Annotated in this window: 20 protein-coding genes; 10 read left to right on the forward strand and 10 right to left on the reverse strand. The window is 63.4% G+C overall.

The window, feature by feature from the left end; genetic code table 11:
- Positions 1-49: 49 nt before the first annotated feature.
- Positions 50-811: a hypothetical protein gene (locus tag ACN6KF_RS17710; RefSeq protein WP_434958106.1), complete on the forward strand. Its 762-nt coding sequence runs from the start codon at positions 50-52 to the stop codon at positions 809-811.
- Positions 812-985: 174 nt separating this feature from the next.
- On the opposite strand, the gene ACN6KF_RS17715 is transcribed toward ACN6KF_RS17710, so the two are convergent.
- Positions 986-2,104 (reverse strand): vWA domain-containing protein, encoded by a 1,119-nt coding sequence (locus ACN6KF_RS17715; RefSeq protein ID WP_434958107.1) that lies wholly within the window; start codon positions 2,102-2,104, stop codon positions 986-988.
- Positions 2,105-2,211: 107 nt separating this feature from the next.
- On the opposite strand from ACN6KF_RS17715, the gene ACN6KF_RS17720 reads away from it, so the two are divergent.
- The 7 genes from ACN6KF_RS17720 to ACN6KF_RS17750 all read left to right on the forward strand — a co-directional run bounded on the left by ACN6KF_RS17720 (position 2,212) and on the right by ACN6KF_RS17750 (position 10,308).
- Positions 2,212-3,474, forward strand: a complete 1,263-nt coding sequence (locus ACN6KF_RS17720; RefSeq protein WP_434958108.1) for a nucleoside hydrolase — start codon at positions 2,212-2,214, stop codon at positions 3,472-3,474.
- A 291-nt stretch (positions 3,475-3,765) separates the two neighbouring features.
- The gene (leuS, locus tag ACN6KF_RS17725) at positions 3,766-6,393 is read left to right on the forward strand and encodes a leucine--tRNA ligase (RefSeq protein ID WP_434958109.1); all 2,628 of its coding nucleotides are present in this window, start codon (positions 3,766-3,768) and stop codon (positions 6,391-6,393) included.
- Entirely contained in the window at positions 6,380-6,910 is a 531-nt protein-coding gene (lptE, locus tag ACN6KF_RS17730) for an LPS assembly lipoprotein LptE (protein WP_434958110.1), read from the forward strand. Before leuS ends, lptE begins: the two co-directional genes overlap by 14 nt.
- Positions 6,911-7,040: 130 nt before the next feature.
- Positions 7,041-8,069, forward strand: coding sequence for a DNA polymerase III subunit delta (gene holA / locus ACN6KF_RS17735; RefSeq protein WP_434958111.1), 1,029 nt, complete (start codon positions 7,041-7,043; stop codon positions 8,067-8,069).
- A 192-nt stretch (positions 8,070-8,261) separates the two neighbouring features.
- Positions 8,262-9,065, forward strand: coding sequence for a MotA/TolQ/ExbB proton channel family protein (locus ACN6KF_RS17740; protein ID WP_434958112.1), 804 nt, complete (start codon positions 8,262-8,264; stop codon positions 9,063-9,065).
- The gene (locus ACN6KF_RS17745; RefSeq protein WP_434958113.1) at positions 9,062-9,700 is read left to right on the forward strand and encodes a hypothetical protein; all 639 of its coding nucleotides are present in this window, start codon (positions 9,062-9,064) and stop codon (positions 9,698-9,700) included. The genes ACN6KF_RS17740 and ACN6KF_RS17745 overlap by 4 nt, the downstream gene beginning before the upstream one ends.
- Positions 9,697-10,308, forward strand: a complete 612-nt coding sequence (locus ACN6KF_RS17750; RefSeq protein ID WP_434958114.1) for a hypothetical protein — start codon at positions 9,697-9,699, stop codon at positions 10,306-10,308. The genes ACN6KF_RS17745 and ACN6KF_RS17750 overlap by 4 nt, the downstream gene beginning before the upstream one ends.
- Before the next feature lie 44 nt (positions 10,309-10,352).
- Here ACN6KF_RS17750 and ACN6KF_RS17755 read toward each other — a convergent pair whose 3' ends face one another.
- The 7 genes from ACN6KF_RS17755 to mdh form a co-directional block, all read right to left on the reverse strand.
- Positions 10,353-11,090: a LolA family protein gene (locus ACN6KF_RS17755; RefSeq protein WP_434958115.1), complete on the reverse strand. Its 738-nt coding sequence runs from the start codon at positions 11,088-11,090 to the stop codon at positions 10,353-10,355.
- Between the two features lie 238 nt (positions 11,091-11,328).
- Positions 11,329-12,729: a dihydrolipoyl dehydrogenase gene (gene lpdA / locus ACN6KF_RS17760; protein ID WP_434958116.1), complete on the reverse strand. Its 1,401-nt coding sequence runs from the start codon at positions 12,727-12,729 to the stop codon at positions 11,329-11,331.
- A 178-nt stretch (positions 12,730-12,907) separates the two neighbouring features.
- Entirely contained in the window at positions 12,908-14,161 is a 1,254-nt protein-coding gene (odhB, locus tag ACN6KF_RS17765) for a 2-oxoglutarate dehydrogenase complex dihydrolipoyllysine-residue succinyltransferase (protein WP_434958117.1), read from the reverse strand.
- A 190-nt stretch (positions 14,162-14,351) separates the two neighbouring features.
- Complete coding sequence (locus tag ACN6KF_RS17770; protein ID WP_434958118.1) at positions 14,352-17,300, reverse strand: 2-oxoglutarate dehydrogenase E1 component; 2,949 nt, start codon at positions 17,298-17,300, stop codon at positions 14,352-14,354.
- Between the two features lie 67 nt (positions 17,301-17,367).
- The gene (gene sucD / locus ACN6KF_RS17775; protein ID WP_434958119.1) at positions 17,368-18,252 is read right to left on the reverse strand and encodes a succinate--CoA ligase subunit alpha; all 885 of its coding nucleotides are present in this window, start codon (positions 18,250-18,252) and stop codon (positions 17,368-17,370) included.
- Entirely contained in the window at positions 18,252-19,451 is a 1,200-nt protein-coding gene (gene sucC, locus ACN6KF_RS17780) for an ADP-forming succinate--CoA ligase subunit beta (RefSeq protein ID WP_434958120.1), read from the reverse strand. The genes sucD and sucC overlap by 1 nt, the downstream gene beginning before the upstream one ends.
- Positions 19,452-19,549: 98 nt before the next feature.
- Positions 19,550-20,512: a malate dehydrogenase gene (gene mdh / locus ACN6KF_RS17785; protein WP_434958121.1), complete on the reverse strand. Its 963-nt coding sequence runs from the start codon at positions 20,510-20,512 to the stop codon at positions 19,550-19,552.
- A gap of 435 nt (positions 20,513-20,947) precedes the next feature.
- Here mdh and rph point away from each other — a divergent pair, with 435 nt between their 5' ends.
- Both rph and rdgB read left to right on the forward strand, forming a co-directional pair.
- Positions 20,948-21,661 (forward strand): ribonuclease PH, encoded by a 714-nt coding sequence (gene rph / locus ACN6KF_RS17790; RefSeq protein ID WP_434958122.1) that lies wholly within the window; start codon positions 20,948-20,950, stop codon positions 21,659-21,661.
- Entirely contained in the window at positions 21,661-22,272 is a 612-nt protein-coding gene (gene rdgB, locus ACN6KF_RS17795) for an RdgB/HAM1 family non-canonical purine NTP pyrophosphatase (protein ID WP_434958123.1), read from the forward strand. The genes rph and rdgB overlap by 1 nt, the downstream gene beginning before the upstream one ends.
- 66 nt (positions 22,273-22,338) lie before the next feature.
- On the opposite strand, the gene ACN6KF_RS17800 is transcribed toward rdgB, so the two are convergent.
- Complete coding sequence (locus ACN6KF_RS17800) at positions 22,339-23,763, reverse strand: MFS transporter (protein WP_434958124.1); 1,425 nt, start codon at positions 23,761-23,763, stop codon at positions 22,339-22,341.
- 161 nt (positions 23,764-23,924) lie between these two features.
- Positions 23,925-24,788 (reverse strand): LysR substrate-binding domain-containing protein, encoded by an 864-nt coding sequence (locus ACN6KF_RS17805; RefSeq protein ID WP_434958125.1) that lies wholly within the window; start codon positions 24,786-24,788, stop codon positions 23,925-23,927.
- Positions 24,789-24,804 lie beyond the last annotated feature (16 nt).

A 24,804-nucleotide genomic window follows, 5' to 3' on the forward strand; every position in this document is an offset into this window, starting at 1 on the left:
GATGATGCGATTCAAGGTGGCCAAATCTATTTTGGCAAGAAGGCAGATCTTGGCACGAAGCACCCTGGCAGCGCTCCTGATCTGCGGTCTGGGACGGCCAGCCTCCGCCCTCGATATCGGCCCGACCACGATATCCCTGCCGGTCTTTGGTATTCCCCTCGACATTCCGATCCGCGCATCGCTCCACAGTAAGAGCGAGGCGGGCGGCGTCCAGCTCGACCTCGCCGTCACCGGCGATCTGAAATCCCTGCAGGACAATGCGCTGGCGATCGCGCGCAAATTGCCGTTTCCGGAGGATGCCTGTGCCCGCAAGGGCCCCAATCTCGTGGTCAACAGCATCGACAGCGCCCGTATTCGCGCCGAGGGCGACACGGCGGTGATCGACGTTGCCGGCAAGGTGACGGCCTGGGGCTGCGCCAAGGTGCTGGGACAGAAGATCAAGACCAAGATCGCCACGGACAGGATTGCCATCACCATCCCGGTCGAGCTCTACATCCCGACGCCGCGCCAAGTTGCCCTGCGGGTGAAGGGAGAAGCCTCGATCAAGACCGGCGATCCGCAAATCACCGAAATCGCGACCGCCCTGCTCGGCAATCTCAACCAGCGCCTGACCGCGGCGGTGGCCAAGGCCCTCGACGAGGACAAGGCCCGGGCCTCCGTACCTCAGATACCGGGCCTCGAGATCAAGATCGAGCAGGCCGTCTTCGCCCAGGATCAGGACAAGCTCCTGGTCAAGGCCAAGGCCGACGGCCACGCCACGTCAGCCGCCTTCGAGAGCCTGATCGGGCTCGCGGGCAAGAAGGCGCCGTGAGGCATTGTCGGGAAATAATTGAAGCACCGCCTTTTTCATGCCCGGGCTTGACCCGGGCAACCAGCGCCCTTGTCTTCGTTGTCTGAAAGGGGGCTGGATTGCCAGAGCAAGCCTGGCAATGACAAAGGCCGAGCCAAGTCGATTCATTTGTTCACGGACGAATCTTAAGCTACCTCAAAGCTGCTGCCTGAGCGTTTCCTGCACGGCTGAATCGAAGGAATCGGCCTTGTTTCTGCCGGTCTTGGTGCGCTCGGCCGCCACGAAGGCATCGCGCTTGCGATTGATCTCGGCGAGCTTCTCCTGCAGGCCCTTGCGCTTGGAGAGTTGCTCTTCGACATAGGCCTTGCGCTCGGCTTCGGACTTGCCTTGCAGCACTTTGGGAAGCGCCGAGGCCGCGACCTTGTCGAGGCTCTGGCGGCCATTGGCGATATCGGCGGTGAGATCTCCCTCGCCCGTCACCACCTCCTTGGGTCCGGCCTTCTTGCTGTAGAAGCTGGAATTGTCGACCTGAGCCGGGGCCGGCGCCTGCTTGCGCAGATCCATCTTGTTGCGGACGGCCTGCTGCCTTTCGCCATCGCCATAGGGCAGCACGGTATCGTCGAGCGACTGCTGCAGTTGCAGGATGTCCTCGTCATAGGGCGTGGGCACTTCGACGATCTGCCCGCCATCCTGGGGGATCGGCAAATAGCGGCCATTGCCGCGGCGGGCGATGTCCTGCCAGATCTGGCGGGTGTCGCCGGCATCGCCGGCCTGGACCGTGTTGACCACGATGCCCTTGGCCACGGCCGCCTTGACGATCTCGGGGTAGCGAGGCGCATTGGGATAATCCATGTGCGGCGGCGCATCCCCCACCAGGAAGATGATCTTGCGGGTCTGGCCTCCGCTATCCCATTGCAGGCTGCGGACAGCCTTATCCAAAGCCTCGTTCACGGATTCAGGCGTGTCGCCGCCACCGTCGGCGGTATATTGCACCAGATCGCCATAGAGCCCCTGGATATCACCCGTAAGGGCATGGACATCGGTGACATAGGCATCGCCGCGGTCGCGATAGCCGATCAGGGCGATGCGAATCTCCGCATCCGGATTGGCGTCGACGATGGCATTGGCGATCGACCAGATCTTGCGCTTGGCACCGTCGATCAAGCTCGCCATCGAGCCGGTGGTGTCGAGCACGAAGGCAACCTCGACGCGCGGCCGCACCTGCGGATCCGAGGTCGCATGGGCAGGCAGGATCGGCATCGCGAGCGCAAGCAGGCTGGCCGTCGCGAAAGCGAGGCGAAGGGCGGATTTCACGGCGTATCTCCCGGGCGTTCTGCAATCGAGTTGCAACACGCCAAGCTCGCCACCGATGATGGCAAAGTCGGGCTCTGGCAGTGGCGCAAGAGCGGCAAAGGAGGTCCTTGGCCGCCACCTGTTTCCTGCGGAACATGTCGAGCCGCGACCCAGATGCGGCGCGGCGGCTTGCCATCTCCTACCCCAGGCGGGAATGTAGCCCCCCACCGCCGTTCGAGCGGCCAGGCTCGCTGCTCGTTGGCGAAGACAAGACATTTGAAACCAGGAGGAAATTTTTGATGAAACGATTGATGGCGGCCGTCCTGCTGGCCGCAGGGGCATTCCTGGCTTCGCCAGCCAGCGCTGCCCCCGAAAAAGTCATTCTCGACACGGATTTCTCGACGATCGGCGATGACGGCCAGGTGCTGATCATGGCGGCCCAATTGCAGAAGGATGGTGTGATCGACCTTCTGGGCATTACCGTGGTCACCGGCAATGATTGGCTGAAGCAGGAAGTCGCCGATGCCCTGCGCGCCGTCGAACGCCTCGGCATCGAGGACAGAGTCGGCGTCTATGCCGGCGCGAACCTGCCCTTGGTGCACGATCCCCGCAGCTTCGAGCATGAGCGCGCTTTGTTCGGCTTCGGCGAAAGCTACAAGACTTCGTTCCATCGCCCGCAGCCTAAGGATGCCGACCTGATCGCCCCGCCGGACGGCTTTGCCAAGAAAACCAAGCTGCGCAAGGACGATGCCGTCGACTTCATCGTGGACACGATCAAGGCCAATCCGCACCAGGTCTCGCTCTTGGTAATCGGGCCGGCCACCAACATCGCCCTGGCAATCCGCAAGAACGCGGAAATCGTGCCGCTGATCAAGCGCATCGTCTACATGGCCGGCGCGGTTGACGTGAAAGGCAACACGACGCCCGCCGCCGAGATGAACGTCTGGATCGATCCTGAGGCCGCCCGCATCGTCATGCGCGAACCGATCGAGCAAGCCCTCATTCCGCTCGACGTCACCGACATCACCCAGATCGGCAAGCCCGAGTTCGATCGCCTGACCGCTGGCAACGGCCCGATTCAGAAACTCTTCCAGGATAGCTGGATGGCCAAGAAATTTGCCAAGGATGACAAGGCCAAGGCCAGCGTATTCGATACGCTCGCCCTCGCCTATCTGGTCGATCCAAGCTTTGCGACGAAGGTCGACGATCTCTATATCGACGTCGACGTGGCGTTCGGGCCTGGTTATGGCCGCACGCTCGGCTATTGGCAGAAGCAGCCGACGGACCTCCTGCAGAAGGTGAAAGTGGTCAAGCAGTTCGACAACAAGCGCTTCTCCGATTTCTACGTCGACCTCTTGACCCGTCCGGTACCGGTCAAGCTGGCCGAGTAGGCAGGGCCTGCCCGACGTTCGGCCGTTGACGATGGCTCAACCCTTGTCATTACCGGGCTCGACCCGGCAATCCAGCTCTCGTTTCCAGAGCGGAAATCCGTCGACGCTGGATGCCCGGGTCAAGCCCGGGCATGACAAAACTGCGCCTGTACCGGCCCTGTCGGGTGATTTCCCGCAGATTCTTCAGGCCTTCGAAAGGAGACAAGGCTAGCTTTGCACCTCCGTGCCCGCTAAAAGCGGCGTTTCAAAATCAACTGTCAGTTGACTATTCAACTCCGAGTTCCCTCCCCCATGACCACCGAGCGCTATAACGCCCGCGACGCCGAGCCCAGATGGCAGAAGATCTGGGCCGACCAGGCGATCTTCGAAACCAGGAATGAGGATCCGCGTCCGCGCTATTACGTGCTCGAGATGTTCCCCTATCCCTCCGGGCGCATCCATATGGGCCATGTGCGCAACTACACCATGGGCGACGTGGTGGCGCGCTATCGCCGGGCCAAGGGCTTCAACGTGCTGCATCCCATGGGCTGGGATGCCTTCGGCATGCCGGCCGAGAATGCCGCGATGCAGAACAAGTCGCATCCGGCCAAATGGACCTATGCCAATATCGACACCATGCGCGGCCAGCTCAAGTCGATGGGCCTGTCGCTGGACTGGAGCCGCGAGATCGCAACCTGCGATCCCTCTTATTACCGCCACCAGCAGGCGATGTTCCTGGACTTCCTGCAGGCCGGCCTGGTGGAGCGCAAGGTTTCCAAGGTCAACTGGGACCCGGTCGACCATACCGTGCTCGCCAACGAGCAGGTGATCGACGGCCGCGGCTGGCGCTCGGGCGCCCTGGTCGAGCAGCGCGAACTGACCCAGTGGTTCTTCAAGATCACCGATTATTCGCAGGACCTGCTCTCGGCCCTGGACACGCTGGATCGCTGGCCGGAGAAGGTCCGGCTGATGCAGAAGAACTGGATCGGCCGGTCGGAAGGCCTGCAGGTGCGCTTCGAACTCGACGCGGCCACGGCGCCGCAGGGCGAGAACGAGCTCCTGATCTATACCACCCGCCCCGATACGCTGTTCGGCGCCAAGTTCATGGCCGTAGCGGCCGACCATCCGCTCGCCAAGGCTGCCGCCGCGAACAATCCGGAGCTGGCCGCGTTCATCGAGGAGATTGGACGTACGGGTACCTCGGCGGCCGTGATCGAAACGGCCGAGAAGAAGGGATTCGATACCGGCATCCGCGCCGTGCATCCCTTCGATCCGGACTGGAAGCTGCCTGTTTACGTCGCCAATTTCGTGCTGATGGAATATGGCACGGGCGCCATCTTCGGCTGCCCGGCGCATGATCAGCGCGACCTCGATTTCGTCAACGCCTATGGTCTCGGCAACACGCCGGTCGTGTGCCCGCCCGACCAGGACCCCGCCAGCTTTGTGATCACCGACATCGCCTATGACGGCGAAGGGCGGATGATCAATTCGCGTTTCCTCGACGGCATGACCATCGAGCAGGCCAAGGAAGAAGTGGCCCGCCGGCTGGAGAGCCGGACGCGCGGCAACGCGCCCGTGGCCGAGCGCAAGGTCAATTTCCGCCTGCGCGACTGGGGCATCTCGCGCCAGCGCTATTGGGGCTGCCCGATTCCGGTGATCCATTGCGAGGTCTGCGGCGTGGTGCCGGTGCCCAAGAAGGACCTGCCGGTCAAGCTGCCCGACGACGTCACCTTCGACCGGCCCGGCAATCCGCTCGACCATCATCCGACCTGGCGCCATGTCGACTGCCCGCAATGCGGCAAACCGGCCCGCCGCGAGACGGACACGATGGACACCTTCGTCGATTCGTCCTGGTATTTTGCGCGTTTCACCGATCCGTGGATCGAGACGGCACCGACAGTCCGTAAGGAAGTCGATGCCTGGCTGCCGGTCGACCAATATATCGGCGGCATCGAGCACGCCATCCTGCATCTGCTCTATAGCCGCTTCTTCGTGCGCGCCATGAAGAAGACAGGCCATGTCGGCCTGGATGAGCCCTTCAAGGGCCTGTTCACCCAGGGCATGGTGGTGCACGAGACCTATCGCGCCGACAATGGCGAGTGGGTGGTGCCGGCCGACGTGCGCATCGAGGGCGATGGCGCCGAGCGCCGTGCCTTCAACAACCGCACGGGCGAACCGGTCGAGATCGGCTCGATCGAGAAGATGTCGAAGTCGAAGAAGAATGTCGTCGATCCCGACGACATCATCGCCGACTACGGCGCCGACACGGCACGCTGGTTCATGCTGTCGGACTCGCCGCCCGAGCGCGATGTAATCTGGACCGAGGACGGTGTACAGGGCGCCAGCCGCTTCGTGCAGCGCATCTGGCGCATCGTCAACGAGATCGCCGCCCATACGGCCTCTCCCGTCGGCCCCACCGCAAGCGAGGACGACGTTCTGGCCGTGCGCAAGGCCGCGCACCGGGCCCTGGCCGCCGTCGAAGCCGATATCGAGCGCCTCGGCTTCAACCGCTGCGTGGCGCATATCTACACGCTGGTAAACAGTCTCGGGCGCGCGTTGGACGGCACCAAGAACGCCGAGGCAGTGCCTGCCAATCTCGCCGCCGCCCTGAAGGAAGCCGGCGTCATGCTGGTGCAGTTGATCGCGCCGATGATGCCCCATCTGGCCGAGGAATGCTGGAGCGTGCTGGGCTGTCAGGGCCTGGTGGCCGAGGCTTCCTGGCCTGTGGCCGATCCTGCTTTGCTGGAAGACGACACCATCACCCTGCCGGTGCAGTTCAACGGCAAGAAGCGGGCCGATCTTACCGTGCCGAAAACGGCATCGCCAAAGGAAGTCGAAGCTGCCACACTGGCTGATGAAACCGTCCAGCGTGTGCTGGAAGGGCGCTCTCCCAAAAAGATCATCGTCGTGCCGGGAAGGATTGTGAATGTCGTCGTCTAGTCAGACCTCGCGCCGCGGTGCGCTGTTCGCCCTCGCCCTCCTGCCGGCCGTGATGCTGGGCGGCTGCTTCCGCCCGATGCTGGCGGATCCCGGCAACGGCTCGCCCGGGCTGAAGGGGCGCCTTGCTTCCATCGCCATCGATCCGGTCGACGACCGTGTCGGCCAGCAGGTACGCAACCGCCTGTCGTTCAATCTCACGGGCGGCGCCGAAACGCCGCCGTCGCGCTACCGGCTGGTGCTTGCGACGTCGTCCAGCTCCGATTCCGCGCTGGTCGACGCGCTGAGCGCCACGCCCCAGGTCGACACCGTGACGCTGACGACGGATTACACCCTTATCGATCCGGCAACCGACAAGATCCTGCTCAAGGCGAAGAACTTCGCGCGCAAGTCCTATAATTCCGGCCTGCAGCGTTTCGCCACCGTACGGGCGCGGCGCAATGCCGAGAATGATGCGGCTGACGTGATGGCCGACCAGATCCGGCTCCGGTTGGCGACCTGGCTCGCCGACCATCCCTGATAGCCGGGGTGAGGCACGCCCGTCCGGCGCGCCTCACCCTATCCCTGGTTCGGTAGCGGCTTGCCCCGCCTGCTTCGGTGCAACGCAAGGCACCACAGACAGTAACGACACCCATAGGCAGTAACCATACATGGCCTCCATCGAACGGCGCGCCGTCGATGCCTTCATCAAGAAACCGGACGCCCATTTCGCGGTGATCATGGTCTATGGGCCGGATACTGGCCTGGTGAGCGAACGTGTCCGTGCACTCGTGGCGGCCTCAGTCGACGATCTCGACGATCCTTTCCAACTCGTTCGCCTCGACGGTGACGAAATCAGCGGCGACCCGGCCCGCCTGGCCGACGAAGTCTTCACCATTCCCCTCTTCGGGGGGCGCCGCGCCGTGCGCCTGCGGGCCGGCAGCCGCAACATCGTGCCGGCGGTCGAGCCCGTGCTCGCCAACCCGCCAGCGGCCTGCCGGGTGGTGATCGAAGCCGGCGATCTCAAGAAGAATCACGCTTTGGTTTCCCTGGTGGAGAAATCGCGAGCCGGGGCGGTAATCGCCTGCTTCGGCGACGAAAATGCCAATATCGGCCAGATCATCGCCGAGGAAGTCGCCATTTCAGGCCTGACCATCGCGCCCGAAGCGCGCGAGACGCTGATTGGCCTTCTCGGCGGCGATCGCCTGGCCACCCGCAGCGAGCTGAAGAAGCTGACGCTCTATGCCCATGGTGCCGGGCGTATCGAACTGAGCGATGTCGAGGCCGTGGTGGGCGATGCCAGCGCGCTCGCTACCGACGAGATCATCGACGCCGCCTTTTCCGGCCGGGCCGACCTGCTCGACTCCACCTTGGCCAAGGCCTGGAATGAAGGGGTCAACACCTCTCAGCTGGCAGGAACGGCTCTGCGTCACGCTCTCCTGCTTCACCGCCTGCGAGGCGAGGTCGAGAAGGGCCGTCCTGCGGCCGCCGTCGTCGATTCGATGGGCATGCAGGTGCATTTTCGCCGCAAGGCCGGCGTCTCGGCTCAGCTTGCGGCCCTGACGATGGCGAGGCTCGATCGCATCGTGGCCGACCTGTCGGACGCCGTGCTCGATGCCCGCCGCAATACTGCCCTGGGGCAGGCGATCGTCTCGCGCGCCTTGATGCGGATCGCCCTCATGGCGAAGGCCCGGCGCTGATCCTGCCTGCCCTGGGCAAGCCTTTTCCTGCAGCGCTGGCCTTGGGCCTTCACCCTCGATGCCCAGCCATAGAACAGGAAGCAACTTCACGGCCACAACAACTGTCGATTACTCTAATAAAGCCCTTATTAATTTACATTCATCGAAGAAATAAAGACAGAATACCGAAAATACCTCATCCTATCCTTCTGAATGCGCGAGAGCTTGCCCTGGAGGCGGCCGGAATTCAGCAAGGAGGACGCGTTGAGGACAGAGGAAGTGGCAGACTTGCCAGGCAGCGATCCGCTTCCGGCCTGGTTGATCTTTACCGGCGTGACTTTATTCGCCTTCCTGCTGGCATGGTATTTCGGGCTGATCGCCAGAATGGTTGCGAGTGACCGCACCTTCATCTCCGTCGTCATTGCCGTTCTATATGTCGTCGCCAGCCTGCACTGCCTGTGGCGCGTCCTGATCATCTCGAAGGAGGGGCAAGCAGCCCTGCGGTCGGCGCGGCTTCTCATCGGCTACGAGAACGGTCGTTCCAATGAGCCGAAAATCGATCTCGTCAAGGAGCTGCCGGCCGGACTTGTCTCGTCCCATATCCGGGACCTCAAGACGAAAGCCAGCCTGCAGGGGCATATGCGCCTCGACCAGACGCTGCTGCTGCGTGTTCTCGCCAATCGCCTGCGGGGGTCGAACGGCCTGGGCGCCTTTGCCAGCGACACCCTGATGAAGCTGGGGCTCCTGGGCACCATCATCGGGTTCATCATGATGCTGGCGCCTATTGCCGGCCTCGACATCGAAGATCACGCGGCCATGCGAACCTCGATGTCGCTGATGAGCGACGGCATGGCCGTGGCCATGTATACCACGCTCGTCGGGCTGGCCGGCTCCATCCTCTTGAAGATCCAGTATCAATTCCTGGAGAACGCCACCGCCGCCATCTTTGCCTTCGCCGTGGACATTACCGAGGTCTATGTGGTCTCGGCGCTGGAGCGGCGGGCTCAGGCGGCATGATCGACGATTTCGACCTGATGCCTCGCGAGGAGGCGTTCGATCCGTTCAGCGTGGTGCTGTTCAAGGCGCTGCAGGTCGTCGCCTTCCTGTTCTTCATCGCCTTGATCATCGTGGCACCCAAGGCTGACAACGGCAAGGTCGACAGCAAGGCCGAATTCCTGATCAGCATGGACTGGCCGGACAACCACCCCGACGACATGGATATTTTCGTCCAGGACCCGCTTGGCAATGTGGTCTGGTACCGCCGCCGGGAGGCTGGCTTCATGCTGCTCGATCGCGACGACAGAGGTGGGATCAACGATTTCGTCATGGTGAATGGCAGCAAGGTTCCGACGGCGACCCGGCAGGAACTGGTCAGCATCCGAGGCTTCGTCGCCGGGGACTACACCATCAACGTCTACCACTTCACTGCGCTGACGGGTCGTATGGTGCCCGTGACAGTGACGCTGCAAAAGCTCAACCCCAAGGTGACCATCGTGGCCAAGGAGACGCTGGAGGTTGTCGACGGCGGCACCGAGAAGACTGCGCTACGCTTTACCATGGATGAAAAGGGCGCGGTGACGAAGGTCGATCGGACGCCGAAATCGATCCTGCAGACCTTCTACAATCCCCGCGCCAATGGTGCCAAGCCATGAGCTGGGTCCAGATCCATGTGCTTCTTCTCACGCTGGCCTATGTCACGACGGCGGCCTTGCTCCTTGCTATCGTGAGCAAGCTGGCATTCAACCGGCTGGCGAAGGTGGCGGCGATCTTGGCTGCCAGTTCCTTCTACGTCGCGGTCTTCTTCTCCACGCAGGGCCTGCTCGGCTGGTCCGCGCCAAGGGCCTTGCCCGAGCGTTTCAAGGTGTTGTGGACCTATGTGGTCGAGCCCGATCCGGCACACGCCAATCCGGGCGCGGTGCATCTTTGGGTCGAGGAACTCGATGCGGCCAATTTGCCCAGCGGTGAACCCCGCTCCTATCTCCTGCCCTATTCGCGACAATTGGCCGATCGGGTCAACCAGGCGCAGGCCCAGATCAAGGACGGCATGCTGGTTGGCGGCAAGCCCCGTTATTATGGGAATCCGTCCTCGACCGAGGGTGTTTCCGGCCCCATCAACGTAAACGCACCGCCGGGCGGCGACCCTTCCGGAGGCGGGGTGCTCGATCCGGCCTTTCTCGGCGGCCAATCGAAGAATGTCGACCTCATTCCCCTGCCAAAGCCGATCCTGCCGGAAAAGGAACTGACCGAGCCGGCACAATGAACGGGCCTGCTTCAGCCCACCTCGATATCGGCTCTTCCTGGGTCCTATTTCAGGATCTTGGTCTGGTCGATATAGAAGATCCGATCCGGCAACTGCAGCTTGCGATCGATGCCGGAGATCGTCACCGTGGTGTCGTAGCCCTGCGGATCGGTGACGGTCCACTGCTTCAGATCGTAGTTCGGTGCCGGAAAGGTCAGCTGTATGCGGGACTTGCCGCCGCTGGCTGCCGACCCTTCCTCCAGGATGACGCTGATTCCGGCCGCTTCGCGCCCGACCGCCAGCACCCTGGAATCCTCGATCAAATCGAGCCTGTCGGCCAATAGAAAGCGCAGCGGCGTCTGCTTGATGAAATAGAGATCCTGGGTGTTGAGCTTGCGGTTGCGAACGGCCACCGAGGTGCCATCCGCCAGCAGTTGCAGCGAGGACGGCGGGTCATAGTCGAAGCGCATGCGGCCGGGCTTGGACACCCAGAACTTGCCATTGATGCGCTTACCGTCAGAGCCGACCTGCACGAAGCTGCCTGAGAAGAATTTGATATTGTTGAAATAACTGTCGATCTGGTCGAGCGTCGCCTTGTCGGCCGCACTGAGTGCCTTGGGATTGATGCGATGGGTATCGATTTCCAGAGGCTGGCCCGAGGCGACCAAGTCGGGTGACGGCAGGGCGTCGGCGGCAGCCGGCACCGTGGCGGCGGGCGGCGTACCGGACTCGTTCTGCCCATAGGCAGTGCCGGCCAGCAAGGACAGGCTCAGAGCGACGAGAACGGTACGGGCAAAAGGCATTGCAAACTCCGAGACGACCGGCGCGGAGACCGGAACCGGCAACTGGAAACGAATGGGGCACATCCCAAAGCGTTTTGCGATTCGAGGGTCTCACCAAGAATTGCAAAGACGCGTCTAAGCGAGGGACCAGAGCAAAGCGACGTTTCACCAAACGCGCTTTGCTCTGGGGAATGTGCCCTAAAGCGTGTCTATGGCCTTTTAGCGGCTTTGCAACAACAAAGCCGTGCAGAAGCCGCGATCAAATATGGATCGCACGTCCTTCGACGGCCAGCGCTGCCTCCTTGACGGCTTCCGACATGGTCGGATGCGCGTGGCAGGAACGGGCGAGATCCTCGGATGAGCCGGTGAACTCCATCAGCACCACGCCTTCATGGATCATCTCGCCGGCACCGGCACCAAGGATGTGCACGCCGAGCACGCGGTCCGTGCTCGCATCCGCAATTACCTTGACGAAACCTTCGGTGGTGCGGTTGGCGCGGGCACGGCCATTGGCGGTGAAGGGGAATTTGCCGACCTTGTAGGCGATACCGGCCGATTTGAGCTCTTCCTCGGTCTTACCCACCGAAGCGATCTCGGGATAGGTGTAAACCACCGCCGGAATGACGTCGTAGTTCACATGACCGTGCTGGCCGGCCAGGATCTCGGCGACGGCAATGCCCTCGTCCTCGCCCTTATGCGCCAGCATTGGCCCGCGCACCACGTCTCCGATGGCATAGATGCCGGGGACATTGGTGGCGAAATGGTCGTCGATAACAACCCGCCCACGCTCCGTGACGACACCGGCTTCCTCCAGGCCAAGGCCGTCCGTATAGGGCCGACGGCCGGTGGCGACCAGCACGATGTCGGCTGCGATGGTTTGCTTGTCGCCGCCCGCCACCGGTTCCACGGAGACGACGGCACCCGCAGCGCTGGTCTCGACACCGGTGACCTTGGTGGCGAGCTTGAACTCGATGCCCTGGCGGCCGAGCAGACGCTGGGCCTGCTTGACGACCTCGCCATCCATGCCGGGCAGGATACGATCAAGGAATTCGACCACCGTAACCTCGGCGCCGAGGCGGCGCCATACCGAGCCGAGCTCGAGGCCGATCACGCCGGCGCCGATGACGACCAGCTTCTTCGGCACGGTGGCGAGCTCGAGCGCGCCTGTGGAGGAAACCACGGTCTTCTCGTCGATGGTGACGCCGGGAAGCTGGGCGACATCCGAACCCGTGGCGATCACGATCGACTTGGTTTCCAGCGTTTCAACCGAACCGTCTTCGGCCGTCACCTCGACCTTGCCGGCAGCGAGGATCTTGCCGGTGCCTCGATAGGCCGTGATCTTGTTCTTCTTGAACAGGAAGGCAACGCCCTGGACATTGGCGTCCACGGTCTCCTGCTTGTGCTTCAGCATCTGGCCGAGATTGAGCACGGGCGCCGGCACTTCGATGCCGAAGGCCTTGAAGCCATGCCCGGCCTCGTCGAACAGTTCGGAAGCGTGCAGTAGCGCCTTGGACGGGATGCAGCCGACATTGAGGCAGGTGCCGCCATAGGTGGCACGCTTCTCGACCACTGCGACATTCATGCCGAGCTGGGCGGCGCGAATGGCGCAGACATAACCGCCGGGGCCAGTGCCGATAACGACGAGATCATGAGAGGGCATGGGCTTTCTCGTTTTTCTTTACCCTCCCCTGGAGGGGGAGGGTCGGCCGGAGGCCGGGGTGGGGTGATTTCCGCGCGCCCGTCGATACGACCAAGTGTGGTAGCGCTCCGCAATGTTGAGCCACCACCCCACCCCGACGCTACGCGTCGACCCTCCCCCTGCAGGGGAGGGTAAAATTTTACAGATCCAGTACCAGACGAGCCGGATCCTCCAGGCTCTCCTTGACGCGCACCAGAAAGGTGACCGCTTCCTTGCCGTCAATGATGCGATGGTCATAGGACAGCGCCAGATACATCATCGGACGCGCCACGATCTGGCCGCCGATGACCATCGGACGCTCCTGGATCTTGTGCATGCCGAGGATGGCCGACTGGGGCGCATTGAGGATCGGCGTCGACATCAGCGATCCATAGACGCCGCCATTGGAGATGGTGAAGGTGCCGCCCTGCATCTCCTCGATCTTGAGCTGGCCATCACGCGCGCGCTTACCGAAATCGGCGATGGTCTTCTCGATGCCGGCGAGGCCGAGCGTCTCGGCATCCCGGATCACCGGCACGACGAGGCCCTTGTCGGTGCCGACGGCGACGCCGACGTGGCAATAGTTCTTGTAGATGACGTCCTGCCCGTCGATCTCGGCATTGACGGCCGGCATCTCCTTGAGGGCCTGGGTGCAAGCCCGCACGAAGAAGGACATGAAGCCGAGCTTCACGCCGTGCTTCTTCTCGAACAGATCCTTGTACTGGTTGCGCAGCGCCATGACGTTGGTCATGTCGACCTCGTTGAAGGTCGTCAGCATGGCCGCATTGGCCTGCGCTTCCTTGAGGCGGCGGGCGATGGTCTGGCGCAGCTTGGTCATGCGCACGCGTTCCTCGCGCGCGGCATCGGCCGGGGGCGAAGCGACCCGCGGAGCTGATGGCACCGGAGCAGCGGCAGGAGCCGGTGCGGGAGCTGCAGCCGGGGCCGTGGTTTGGGCCGGCTGAGCCGTAAGCACATCGCCCTTGAGCACCTGGCCGCGGCGGCCAGACCCTTCGATCTGGGCGGGGTCGAGCCCGCGATCGGCGGCGATCTTGGCCGCGGCGGGCGAAGGCGGAACAGCGGAAGCAGCCGGCGCGGCGGCTGCCGGCGCAGCAGGGGCTGGTGCCGGGGCGGCAGGAGCCGGAGCGGGCGCGGCGGCCGGGGCAGCGGCTGTGCCGGAGCCCGCCCCGATGGTGCCGAGCGTGGCGCCCGGCCCAACGGTCTCGCCTGTCTTGGCCAGGATCTCGCCAAGCACGCCGGCGGCCGGGGCATTGACTTCCAGCGTGACCTTGTCGGTCTCGAGTTCCACCAATGGCTCGTCGGCCCTCACGGCCTCACCCGGCTTCTTGAACCATTTACCGATGGTGGCTTCCGTGACCGATTCGCCCAGGGTCGGCACCTTGATTTCCGTCGCCATGCTCTCACGCCCGCCTTGAGGCGCCCTCTTTTTCAAAGCGTTTTGCGATCTGGCGGAATCGCCAAGAATCGCAAAGACGCGTCCATACAAAAAGTTAGAGCAAGGAAGCGTTTTCATCAAAACGCGCTTTTGCTCTGGGGAGTTGCGGCAGGCGGGAACAGATCCCGCCCGCCGGTGCGAAGTGAGCCCGTCAGATCGTCAGGGCTTCGTCGGTGAAGGCTTGCAACTGGGCCAGATGCTTGGACATCAGCCCCGTTGCGGTCGCAGCGGAAGCCGGACGGCCGGCATAGGCAGCCCGCTTGGCCTTGGTGCCCGCCTGCCCCAGCACCCATTCCAGATAGGGCTCGACGAAGGACCAGGAGCCCATGTTCTTGGGCTCTTCCTGGCACCAGACCACATCGGCCTTGCGGAAGCGCGACAGCTCGTTGGCCAGCGACTTCAGCGGGAAGGGATAGAGCTGCTCGACGCGCAGCAGATAGATGTCGTCGATGCCCCGCTTCTCGCGCTCGTCGAGCAGGTCGTAATAGACCTTGCCCGTGCACAGGATGACACGCCGGATCTTCTCGTCCGCCACCAGCTTGGTGGTGGAATTGCCGAACTGGGCATCATCCCACAGGATGCGATGGAAGGTGGTGTCGGCCCCCATCTCGCTGAGCTTGGAGACGCAGCGCTTGTGGCGCAGCAGCGATTTCGGCGTCATCAGGATCAAGGGCTTGCGGATGTCGCGCTTGAGCTGCCGGCGCAGGATGTGGAAATAGTTCGATGGCGTCGTGCAGTTGGCGACCTGCATGTTGTCCTCGGCGCACATCTGCAGGAAGCGCTCGAGGCGGGCAGAGGAATGCTCGGGCCCCTGCCCCTCATAGCCATGCGGCAGCAGGCAGACCAGGCCGGACATGCGCAGCCATTTGCGCTCGCCCGAGGAGATGAACTGGTCGAACACCACCTGGGCGCCATTGGCGAAGTCACCGAACTGGGCTTCCCACAGGGTCAGCGCCTTGGGCTCGGCCAGCGAGTAGCCATATTCGAAGCCGAGCACGGCCTCTTCCGAGAGCATCGAGTTGATGACCTCGTATTTGCCCTGACCTTCGCGGATGTTCTTGAGCGGCGTGTAGCGCTTCTCCGTCTCCTGGTCGATCAGCACGGAATGGCGCTGGGAGAAGGTGCCGCGCTCGCAGTCCTGGCCCGAGAGCCGCACGCGATGGCCCTCGTCGCACAACGTGCCGAACGCCATGGCCTCGGCGGTCGCCCAATCGAGCCCCTCACCGGTCTCGATCATCTTCCGGCGCGTTTCCATGAAGCGCTGGATGGTCTTGTGGACCTGGAAGCCTTCCGGGAGCTTGGTCAGCGCATTGCCGATCTGGGTGAGCTTGGCCATATCGACGCCGGTAGCGCCGCGGCGCGGATCGTCGTCACCCGAACCGATCGCCTTGAGGCCGGCCCACTGCCCGTCGAGCCAATCGGCCTTGTTGGGCCTGTAGGCTTGGCCAGCCTCTTGTTCGGCCTCCAGGCGCGCGCGCCAGTCGGCCTTCATCTTCTCGACCTCGCCGGCGGTGACCACGCCGGTCTCGATCAGCCTGTTCGAGTAAAGCTCGACCACGCCCGGATGCGAGCGGATCTTGCGATACATCAGGGGCTGGGTGAAGCCCGGCTCGTCGCCCTCGTTGTGCCCGAAGCGGCGATAGCAGAACATGTCGATGACGACCGTCTTGTGGAAGGTCTGGCGGAATTCCGTCGCCACCTTGGCGGCGAACACCACCGCCTCCGGATCGTCGCCATTCACATGGAAGATCGGCGCCTCGATCATCTTCGCCACGTCGGAAGGATAGGGCGAAGAGCGCGAATAGCGCGGATAGGTGGTGAAGCCGATCTGGTTGTTGATGATGAAATGCATCGAGCCGCCGGTGCGGTGCCCCTTCAGGCCCGACAGGCCCAGGCATTCGGCGACCACGCCCTGGCCGGCAAAAGCAGCATCGCCATGGATGAGCAGCGGCATCACCTTGGCGCGCGAATCGGTGTCGCCATGCTGGTCCTGCTTGGCGCGCACCTTGCCGAGCACCACGGGATCGACGATCTCGAGATGGGACGGATTGGCGGTCAGTGACAGATGCACCTTGTTGCCGTCGAACTCGCGGTCCGACGAGGCACCGAGGTGGTATTTCACGTCGCCGGAGCCTTCCACGTCGTCGGGCGTATAGGAACCGCCCTTGAACTCGTGGAAGATGGCGCGATGCGGCTTGCCCATCACCTGGGCGAGCACGTTGAGGCGGCCGCGATGGGCCATGCCCAGCACGATGTCCTGCACGCCGAGCGCGCCGCCGCGCTTGATGATCTGCTCCAGCGCGGGAATGGCCGATTCCGAACCGTCGAGGCCGAAGCGCTTGGTGCCGGTATATTTGACGTCGATGAACTTCTCGAAGCCTTCGGCCTCGATCAGCTTGGAAAGGATTGCGCGCTTGCCCTCGCGGGTGAAGGTGATCTCCTTGTCCGCCCCTTCGATGCGCTGCTGGATCCAGGCCTTCTGGGCGGGATCAGAGACATGCATGAACTCGACACCGAGGGTCGAACAATAGGTGCGCTTGAGGATCGTCTCGATCTCGCGGATGGTCGCGAATTCCAGACCGAGGACATGGTCGATGAAGATCTTGCGATCGAGGTCGGCTTCCGAAAAGCCATAGGTCTGCGGATGCAGCTCTTCGTGATCGCGCGCTTCCTGCAGACCAAGCGGATCGAGATTGGCGAAGAGGTGGCCGCGCATGCGATAGGCGCGGATCAGCATGATGGCACGCACCGAGTCGCGCGTCGCCTGCAGCATGGCCTCGGAGGAGATGGCCGCGCCCTGGGCATCCGCCTTGGCCTTGATCTTCTCGCCGACCTTCTTCTCGATCTGGCCCCAATTGCTGTCGAGGGCCGAGACGATTTCACCATTGGCCGCAATCGGCCAGTTGGGTCTGGCCCAACTCGCGCCACGCGCATTCTTCTCGACGATCGCCTTGTCGTCGGCGAGACCGGCAAAGAAGGCCGCCCACTCGCCGTCGACCGAGGACGGATTGTCCTCGTAGCGCGCATAGAGATCTTCGAGATACTCGGCGTCGCCACTATAGGCGAAGCTTTGCAGGTTCATGTCGTCTTGACGATCCATCGTCCCGTTCCTTCGGTTCCGAGGGCCGGGGCGACGGCCCCGGTCCGATCTCAGCCCCTTTTTGGCTTCAGCCCTTCAGCAATTCGGTGAGCGTGGTACCGAGGCGAGCGGGGGATGGGGATACCCTGACGCCAGCGGCTTCGAGCGCGGCGATCTTGGAGCCGGCATCGCCCTTGCCGCCGGAGATGATGGCGCCGGCATGGCCCATGCGCCGTCCGGGCGGTGCGGTGCGGCCGGCCACGAAGCCGACGGTGGGCTTCTTGCGCCCGCGCTTGGCCTCGTCGATCAGGAACTGCGCCGCATCCTCCTCGGCCGAGCCGCCGATCTCCCCGATCATCACGATCGAATGGGTGTCGGGATCGGCCAGGAACATCTCCAGCATGTCGATGAACTCGGTGCCCTTCACCGGGTCGCCGCCAATGCCCACCGCCGTGGTCTGCCCCAACCCCTCATTGGAGGTTTGGAACACCGCCTCATAGGTCAGCGTGCCCGAGCGCGACACGATGCCCACCGAGCCCTTCTTGAAGATGTTGCCCGGCATGATGCCGATCTTGCACTCGTCCGCCGTCATCACCCCCGGGCAGTTCGGCCCGATCAGGCGCGACTTCGAACCCGACAGCGACCGCTTCACCTTGATCATGTCGGCGACCGGAATGCCCTCGGTGATGCACACGATCAGCGGGATCTCGGCATCGATGGCCTCGCAGATCGCATCGGCCGCCCCCGGCGGCGGCACATAGATCACGCTGGCATCGGCCTGCGTGACATGGCGCGCCTCGGCCACGGTGTCGAACACCGGCAGGCCCAGATGCTGCGAGCCGCCCTTGCCCGGCGAGGTGCCCCCCACCAGCTGCGTGCCATATTTGAGCGCCTGCTCGGAATGGAAGGTGCCGTTCTTGCCAGTGAAGCCCTGGCAGATCACTCGGGTTTGCTTGTTGATCAGGATCGACATTACTTGGCTTCCCGCACGGCTTTGACAATCTTCTGGGCGGCATCGTCGAGGTCGTCGGCAGCAATCACATTGAGGCCGGATTCACGGATGATCTGCTTGCCGAGTTCGACATTGGTGCCTTCGAGCCGCACCACCAGCGGGATCTTCAGGCCGACTTCCTGCACCGCGGCGATCACGCCCTCGGCGATCACGTCGCATTTCATGATGCCGCCGAAGATGTTGACCAGGATGCCCTTCACTTTCGGATCGGCCGTGATGATCTTGAAGGCCGCCGTCACCTTCTCCTTGGTGGCACCGCCGCCGACATCCAGGAAGTTGGCCGGCTCCTCGCCATAGAGCTTGATGATGTCGAGCGTGGCCATGGCCAAGCCAGCCCCGTTCACCATGCAGCCGATCGAGCCGTCGAGGGCGATGTAACTGAGATCGTAGCGCGAGGCCTCGATCTCCTTGGGATCCTCTTCCGACTCGTCGCGTAGCGCCACGATGTCGGGATGGCGGTAGAGGGCGTTGGCATCAAAGCCCATCTTGGCGTCCAGGCATTTGAGCTGGCCGTCCTTGGTGACGATCAGGGGATTGATCTCCAGCAGCGCCATGTCCTTGGCCACGAAGGCGGTGTAGAGCTTGGTGGTCAGGCTGACCGCCTGCTTGGCCAGGTCCCCGGAAAGCCCGAGCGCCTTGGCGACCGCTAGGCCGTGATGGTTCATCACCCCGGTGGCCGGATCGACCGAGAAGGTCACGATCTTCTCCGGCGTCTCATGGGCCACCTTCTCGATGTCCATGCCGCCCTCGGTGGAGACCACGAAGGCAACGCGGCTGGTCTCGCGGTCGACCAGCACCGAGAGGTAGAACTCCTTCTCGATGTCCGAGCCGTCCTCGATATAGAGCCGGTTGACCTGCTTGCCGGCCGGGCCGGTCTGCACCGTCACCAGCGTGTTGCCCAGCATCTCCTGCGCACTGGCACGCACATCCTCGATCGACTTGGCCAGGCGCACACCGCCCTTGGCATCGGCAGGCAGTTCCTTGAACTTGCCCTTGCCGCGCCCGCCGGCATGGATCTGCGACTTCACCACATAAAGCGGACCCGGAAGCTCCTTGGCCCCCTTAACAGCTTCCTCAACCGTCAGCGCAGGCACGCCCTTCGATATGGGCAGGCCGAATTCCTTCAGGACCGCCTTCGCCTGGTATTCATGGATGTTCATGGCCAGTAGCTCCAGATTGGCTAAAGCGTCTTTGGGGTTTGGTGAAATCGCCTCAAACCCCAAAGACGCGTCTTCGTTCGAACGCTTTGTGCTTGGGATCAGGCGAGCGAGGGAGCGATGGCCTTGCAGGCGTCGACCAGCGACTTCACCGCGTTGACCGACTTCTCGAAGCCGGCGCGCTCTTCCTTGTCGAGCTGGATCTCGACGATGCGCTCGACACCGCCAGCGCCGAGAACCACGGGCACGCCGACATAGAGGTCCTTGACGCCATACTGGCCGGTGAGTTGCGCGGCGCAGGGCAGCACGCGCTTCTTGTCCTTGAGATAGCTCTCGGCCATCACGATCGCGGAGGCGGCGGGTGCATAGAAGGCAGAGCCGGTCTTCAGGAGGTTGACGATCTCGGCGCCGCCGTCACGGGTGCGCTGCACGATCTCGGCAAGGCGCGCCTCGGTGATCCAGCCCATCTTGATCAGGTCCGGCAGCGGAATGCCGGCCACCGTGGAGTAGCGCACCGAAGGAACCATGGTGTCGCCATGGCCGCCGAGCACGAAGGCGGTGACGTCTTCCACCGAGACGTTGAATTCGTCGGCCAGGAAGTGGCGGAAGCGCGAGGAGTCGAGCACGCCGGCCATGCCGACGACTTTGTTGGCCGGCAGGCCACAGGACTTCTGCAGAGCCCAGACCATGGCGTCGAGCGGGTTGGTGATGCAGATGACGAAAGCGTCCGGGGCATATTTGGCGATGCCGGCGCCCACCTGTTCCATCACCTTGAGGTTGATGGTGAGGAGATCGTCGCGGCTCATGCCGGGCTTACGCGGCACGCCGGCGGTGACGATCACCACATCGGCGCCCTTGATGCCTTCGTAGCTCTGGGTGCCGGCAAGCTTGACGTCGAAGCCGTCGACCGGAGATGCCTCGGCGATGTCGAGAGCCTTGCCCTGCGGCACGCCTTCCATCACGTCGAAGAGCACGATATCGCCCAGTTCCTTCAGACCGGCCAGAAGAGCCAGCGTACCACCGATCTGTCCCGCCCCGATGAGAGCGATCTTGCTACGTGCCATAACGTAATGTCCCTGAGATTGTAGCCAAAGGTGAGTTTCGTTCTCCCCTCCGATAGCCCCTTTGGAAGCGGGGTTCAAGCGATAGGCGACCCCAGGTTGAAATGCCCCCTCCATCGCGTCTCGAGGATGCAGATGGAGATAGAATAACTCTTTTTAATCAACAAGATGATAGAAAGGAACACATTCCTCTCCCGACAAGATTCAGGCCGAAAATCAATGTTACAAATTTCATTTTTTGTAACATGTAACACGGTTCTTGTGATTTTCTTCTGAATCCGCCGCCCTACCCGTCCAGGTAGGATCGCTCTGCTCCCAGGGACCACCCGGCGGTGGCCTGACGCGAACTTACCTCCTTTCAGTGCCACGCAATATGCACGGTACCGTGACAGGCGGCGCCGGCCGGGCTACAAGGCGGCCACAAATTTGGAGAATCCGATGCGTCCCTCCCGCCGCGCCCCCGACGAGCTGCGCCCCGTTTCGATCGAGCGTAACGTCGCCCGCTATGCCGAAGGCTCTTGCCTGATCAAATTTGGCGAAACCCATGTGCTGTGCACCGCCAGCCTCGAAGAAAAGCCGCCTTCCTGGCTGCGCGGCACCGGCAAGGGCTGGGTCACGGCCGAGTATGCCATGCTGCCGCGCGCCACGCATGAGCGTACGCGCCGCGAATCCACCTCGGGCAAGCCTTCCGGCCGCACCCAGGAGATCCAGCGCCTGGTCGGCCGCTCGCTACGCGCCGTGGTCGATCTGGTGCGCCTGGGCGAGAAGCAGATCACCATCGATTGCGACGTGCTGCAGGCCGATGGCGGCACCCGTACCGCCTCGATCACCGGCGGCTTCGTCGCCCTGCAGGAATGCGTGAAGTGGATGATGGAGCGCAAGATGCTCACCGTCAGTCCGATCAAGGACCATGTCGCGGCGATCTCCTGCGGCATCTCGAAGGGAAATGCCGTGCTCGACCTCGACTATGCCGAGGATTCGGAAGCGATGACCGATGCCAATTTCGTGATGACGGGCTCCGGCGGCCTCGTTGAGATCCAGGGTACGGCCGAAGGCGCGCCCTTCAGCCAGGACCAGTTCCTTGAAATGCTGGCGCTGGCCCGCAAGGGTATCGGCGAACTGGTCGAATTGCAGAAGCAGGCGGTGGCGTAATGGGCCGCCGTCTCGCCGGAAAGCTGGTGCTGGCCACGCACAACAACGGCAAGCTCTCCGAGTTCAAGGCCCTGATGGCGCCTTACGGCGTGGATGTCGTCTCCGTCGGCCAGCTCGGCCTGCCCGTGCCGGAGGAGACCGGCACGACTTTCGTCGAGAATGCCCGCATCAAGGCGCTCGCCGCCCTCGAAGCCACCGGGCTGCCGGCCATCGCCGACGATTCAGGCCTGTGCATCGAAGCCCTGGACGGGGCGCCGGGCGTCTATACCGCCGACTGGTCCGGTCCGACCCGCGACTGGGACGTCGCCATGCAGAAAGCCCAGGACGAACTCCTCGCCGTCGGGGCCACCGAGCCGGCCCGGCGGCGCGGCAGCTTCGTCTCCGTCCTCACCGTGGTCTGGCCCGACGGCCATTCCGAAACCTTCGAGGGGCGGGCCGAAGGCACGCTGGTCTGGCCAACCCGCGGCGGCCATGGCCATGGCTATGATCCGATGTTCCAGCCCGACGGTTCGGACAAGACCTTCGCCGAGATGACGGAAGCGCAGAAGAACACCATCTCCCACCGCGCCCGCTCCTTCCAGAAACTGGCGGATGCCTGTTTGAAGGATTGAAGATTCCAGGAGCACCGGCTTTCAGCCGGCCCTTCCTCTCCTGCAAGCCGGCCTTCCCAGGAAGGATCAGCGCCGGCGTGGCACGGCGACTGTTGCCAGCAGACTGACCAGGATGCCGGCAGCGGCAAGCCAGAAGGCGAGTTGCGCCCCCTCGGCCATCGCACCTCTCAAGGCCTCGCCCGAAAGGCCACCGACATGGCGGTTGGCAATGGCGATCAGGATGGCGAGGCCGACGGCATTGCCGATATTGAGCGTCGTCGAAGCCATGCCGGAGGCGATGCCCTGCTCGTCATGATGCACGCCGGAGGCCGCCGCAATCCACATGGCGGTCCAGACGATGCCCTGTCCCACCCCCGAGACGATCACGCCGGGAACGATCGCCAGATAGCCCGCCCCGACGCTGGCGCCAGGCACCATCAGCGCCGTGCCGACGGCACCCACCAGCATGCCCCAGACCAGGGTGGGACGCGTGGAGATCCGCGTCGCGAGGCGCTCGCCGAGCTGCGTCCCGGCCGCGATGGCCAGTGACGGCACCAGGAAGGCAAGCCCGGTTTCGAGCGCCGAAAAGCCATGCACGGTCTGGAACAGCACGGTGAGGAAATAGGGCAGCGCCCCGAAGGTCGCCATATAGAGGAAGGTGATCGTCATGCCCGCCACCAGGCTGGCATTGCGGAACAGGCGCAGTGGCATCAGGGGATCGCGGCTGCGCGCCTCGATCAGGGCGAAGACCGACAGAAAGAAGACGGCCAGCACCGCACTCGCCAGGATGCTCGGCGCGGTCCAGCCATAGTCTGGGCCCTGCACCAACGTGAAGACCAGCAGGGTCGCACCCATCGTCACGGCAATGGCGCCGGGCAGGTCGAAGCGCCGATGTTCGCGCCGCTCCGGATCGCGCGGGATCACGAAGAAAGCGGCTGGGATGGCGATGGCGGCGAGGACCACATTGACATAGAACACCGCCGGCCAACCGAAGGCAGCGGTCAGGAAGCCGCCGGCCAGCGAGCCGATGGTCAGGCCGCTGGCGCCCGCACCGCCCCAGACCGCCAAGGCGCGGTTACGTTCCGGTCCCTCGGCAAAAAGCCGGTTCACCAGAGACAGGGTCGCCGGAAACAGGAAGGCGCCACCGATGCCCTGGACCGCGCGTGCCGCGATGATGACGGCCGGCGAACCGGCAAGGCCGCCGGCCAGCGAGGACAGGGCATAGAGTGCCAGTGCGAAGACGAAGACGCGCCGCTGGCCGATGAGATCGGCCGCGCGGCCTCCGAACAAGAGGAAACCGCCGCAGAACACGGTATAGGCGCTGACCACCCATTGCAGAGTCTGGCCGGAAAAGCCGAGTCCCGCGCCGATTTCAGGCAGGGCAACAAAAACGATGTTCAGATCCAGCGCAATGATGAGCTGGGCGAAGGCCAGCAGGGCCAGGGCCCAGCCGGATCCGGCAGCCCGCGCGCGCCCAGCCCCCAGTTCCAGGCCTCGTTCCAATGACGACATCTCAGGCTCCATTATTTGTTGATCGACAAAGAATGGAGCCTGATGCATTCAAGTCAAGAAAATTATTTGTCGACCACTAAAGAATTAGAACGACAATCGCGGCACGAGGGAGGAAGCAAACCCTCCAGAGGAACTCGCAGATGCCGAACTGCCAAATGCAATCACCTCTCCTGCAGCGCCTGCCGGAATGCCTCGAAGGCCGGCAATGCCTCGCCCCGGCGGCGGATGAGCAGCGTTTCGATCAGCCCGAGGCGGTGGGTCTGAACGCCGCTCCCGCCCGGCAGGAGGTCGAGCACGGAACGTGGCATGACGCCGATGGCATTGCCGGCCGACACGGCGGCCAGCATGGCGTGGTAGGACGAGAGTTCCTGCACCCGCAGCCCCTTGACGCCTTCAGCCCAATGTTCGGCGACGGCCCGGTAGGTGCAACCGGGTTCCAGCGCGGCAAAACTCTCGACCCTGAGATCGGCGGCCGTGCCGATGGGAGGATGACTGGAAGGCAGCACGATGAGCAGGTCTTCGGTGAAGACGTGCTCGGCCTCCAGCCGTTCGGCATCATAGCCGGTGTCGATCCCTTCCATCGGCGGCTTGCCGATCAGGGCGCAATCGAGTTCATGGGCAAGGAGCCGGCGGATCAGCCCCTTTGTGCCGCCGGTGGTCAGTTGCAATGATACGGCGGGCCAGGCGGCATGAAACCGCGCCAGGACCGGCGGCAAACGGCTCGCCGCCGTGCTCTCCATCGCTCCGACCCGGAACAGTCCCGCCGGACCCGACGGTTTCACCGCACTGCGGGCTTCGTCCGCGAGGGCAAGCAGCCGATGAGTATAGGACAGGAAGATCTCGCCTTCCCGGGTCAGGCGCATGCGCTTGCCCGCGCGGCTGAACAAGGCAACGCCGAGTTCCCGTTCGAGTTGCTGGACCCGCGTGGTGACGTTGGAAGGCGCCCGCCCCAGCCGGCTCGAAGCTCGGGTGACGCTCTGCTCGGCGGCGACGGTGCGAAAGATATCGAGGGATGACAGGTCCAATTTCGTTCTCATTTAA

Source organism: Labrys methylaminiphilus subsp. lupini, from assembly GCF_051161885.1.
Classification (GTDB): Bacteria; Pseudomonadota; Alphaproteobacteria; order Rhizobiales; family Labraceae; genus Labrys.

Bases quoted from the DNA above. Each gene is read 5' to 3' on its own strand.
- leuS (WP_434958109.1), top strand. From the start codon at position 3,766: ATGACCACCGAGCGCTATAACGCCCGCGACGCCGAGCCCAGATGGCAG.
- lpdA (WP_434958116.1), bottom strand. From the start codon at position 12,729: ATGCCCTCTCATGATCTCGTCGTTATCGGCACTGGCCCCGGCGGTTAT.
- rdgB (WP_434958123.1), top strand. From the start codon at position 21,661: ATGGGCCGCCGTCTCGCCGGAAAGCTGGTGCTGGCCACGCACAACAAC.
- ACN6KF_RS17800 (WP_434958124.1), bottom strand. From the start codon at position 23,763: ATGTCGTCATTGGAACGAGGCCTGGAACTGGGGGCTGGGCGCGCGCGG.
- mdh (WP_434958121.1), bottom strand. From the start codon at position 20,512: ATGGCACGTAGCAAGATCGCTCTCATCGGGGCGGGACAGATCGGTGGT.
- lptE (WP_434958110.1), top strand. From the start codon at position 6,380: ATGTCGTCGTCTAGTCAGACCTCGCGCCGCGGTGCGCTGTTCGCCCTC.
- ACN6KF_RS17740 (WP_434958112.1), top strand. From the start codon at position 8,262: ATGCGCGAGAGCTTGCCCTGGAGGCGGCCGGAATTCAGCAAGGAGGAC.
- odhB (WP_434958117.1), bottom strand. From the start codon at position 14,161: ATGGCGACGGAAATCAAGGTGCCGACCCTGGGCGAATCGGTCACGGAA.
- ACN6KF_RS17750 (WP_434958114.1), top strand. From the start codon at position 9,697: ATGAGCTGGGTCCAGATCCATGTGCTTCTTCTCACGCTGGCCTATGTC.
- sucD (WP_434958119.1), bottom strand. From the start codon at position 18,252: ATGTCGATCCTGATCAACAAGCAAACCCGAGTGATCTGCCAGGGCTTC.
- ACN6KF_RS17745 (WP_434958113.1), top strand. From the start codon at position 9,062: ATGATCGACGATTTCGACCTGATGCCTCGCGAGGAGGCGTTCGATCCG.
- holA (WP_434958111.1), top strand. From the start codon at position 7,041: ATGGCCTCCATCGAACGGCGCGCCGTCGATGCCTTCATCAAGAAACCG.
- ACN6KF_RS17755 (WP_434958115.1), bottom strand. From the start codon at position 11,090: ATGCCTTTTGCCCGTACCGTTCTCGTCGCTCTGAGCCTGTCCTTGCTG.
- ACN6KF_RS17770 (WP_434958118.1), bottom strand. From the start codon at position 17,300: ATGGATCGTCAAGACGACATGAACCTGCAAAGCTTCGCCTATAGTGGC.
- rph (WP_434958122.1), top strand. From the start codon at position 20,948: ATGCGTCCCTCCCGCCGCGCCCCCGACGAGCTGCGCCCCGTTTCGATC.
- sucC (WP_434958120.1), bottom strand. From the start codon at position 19,451: ATGAACATCCATGAATACCAGGCGAAGGCGGTCCTGAAGGAATTCGGC.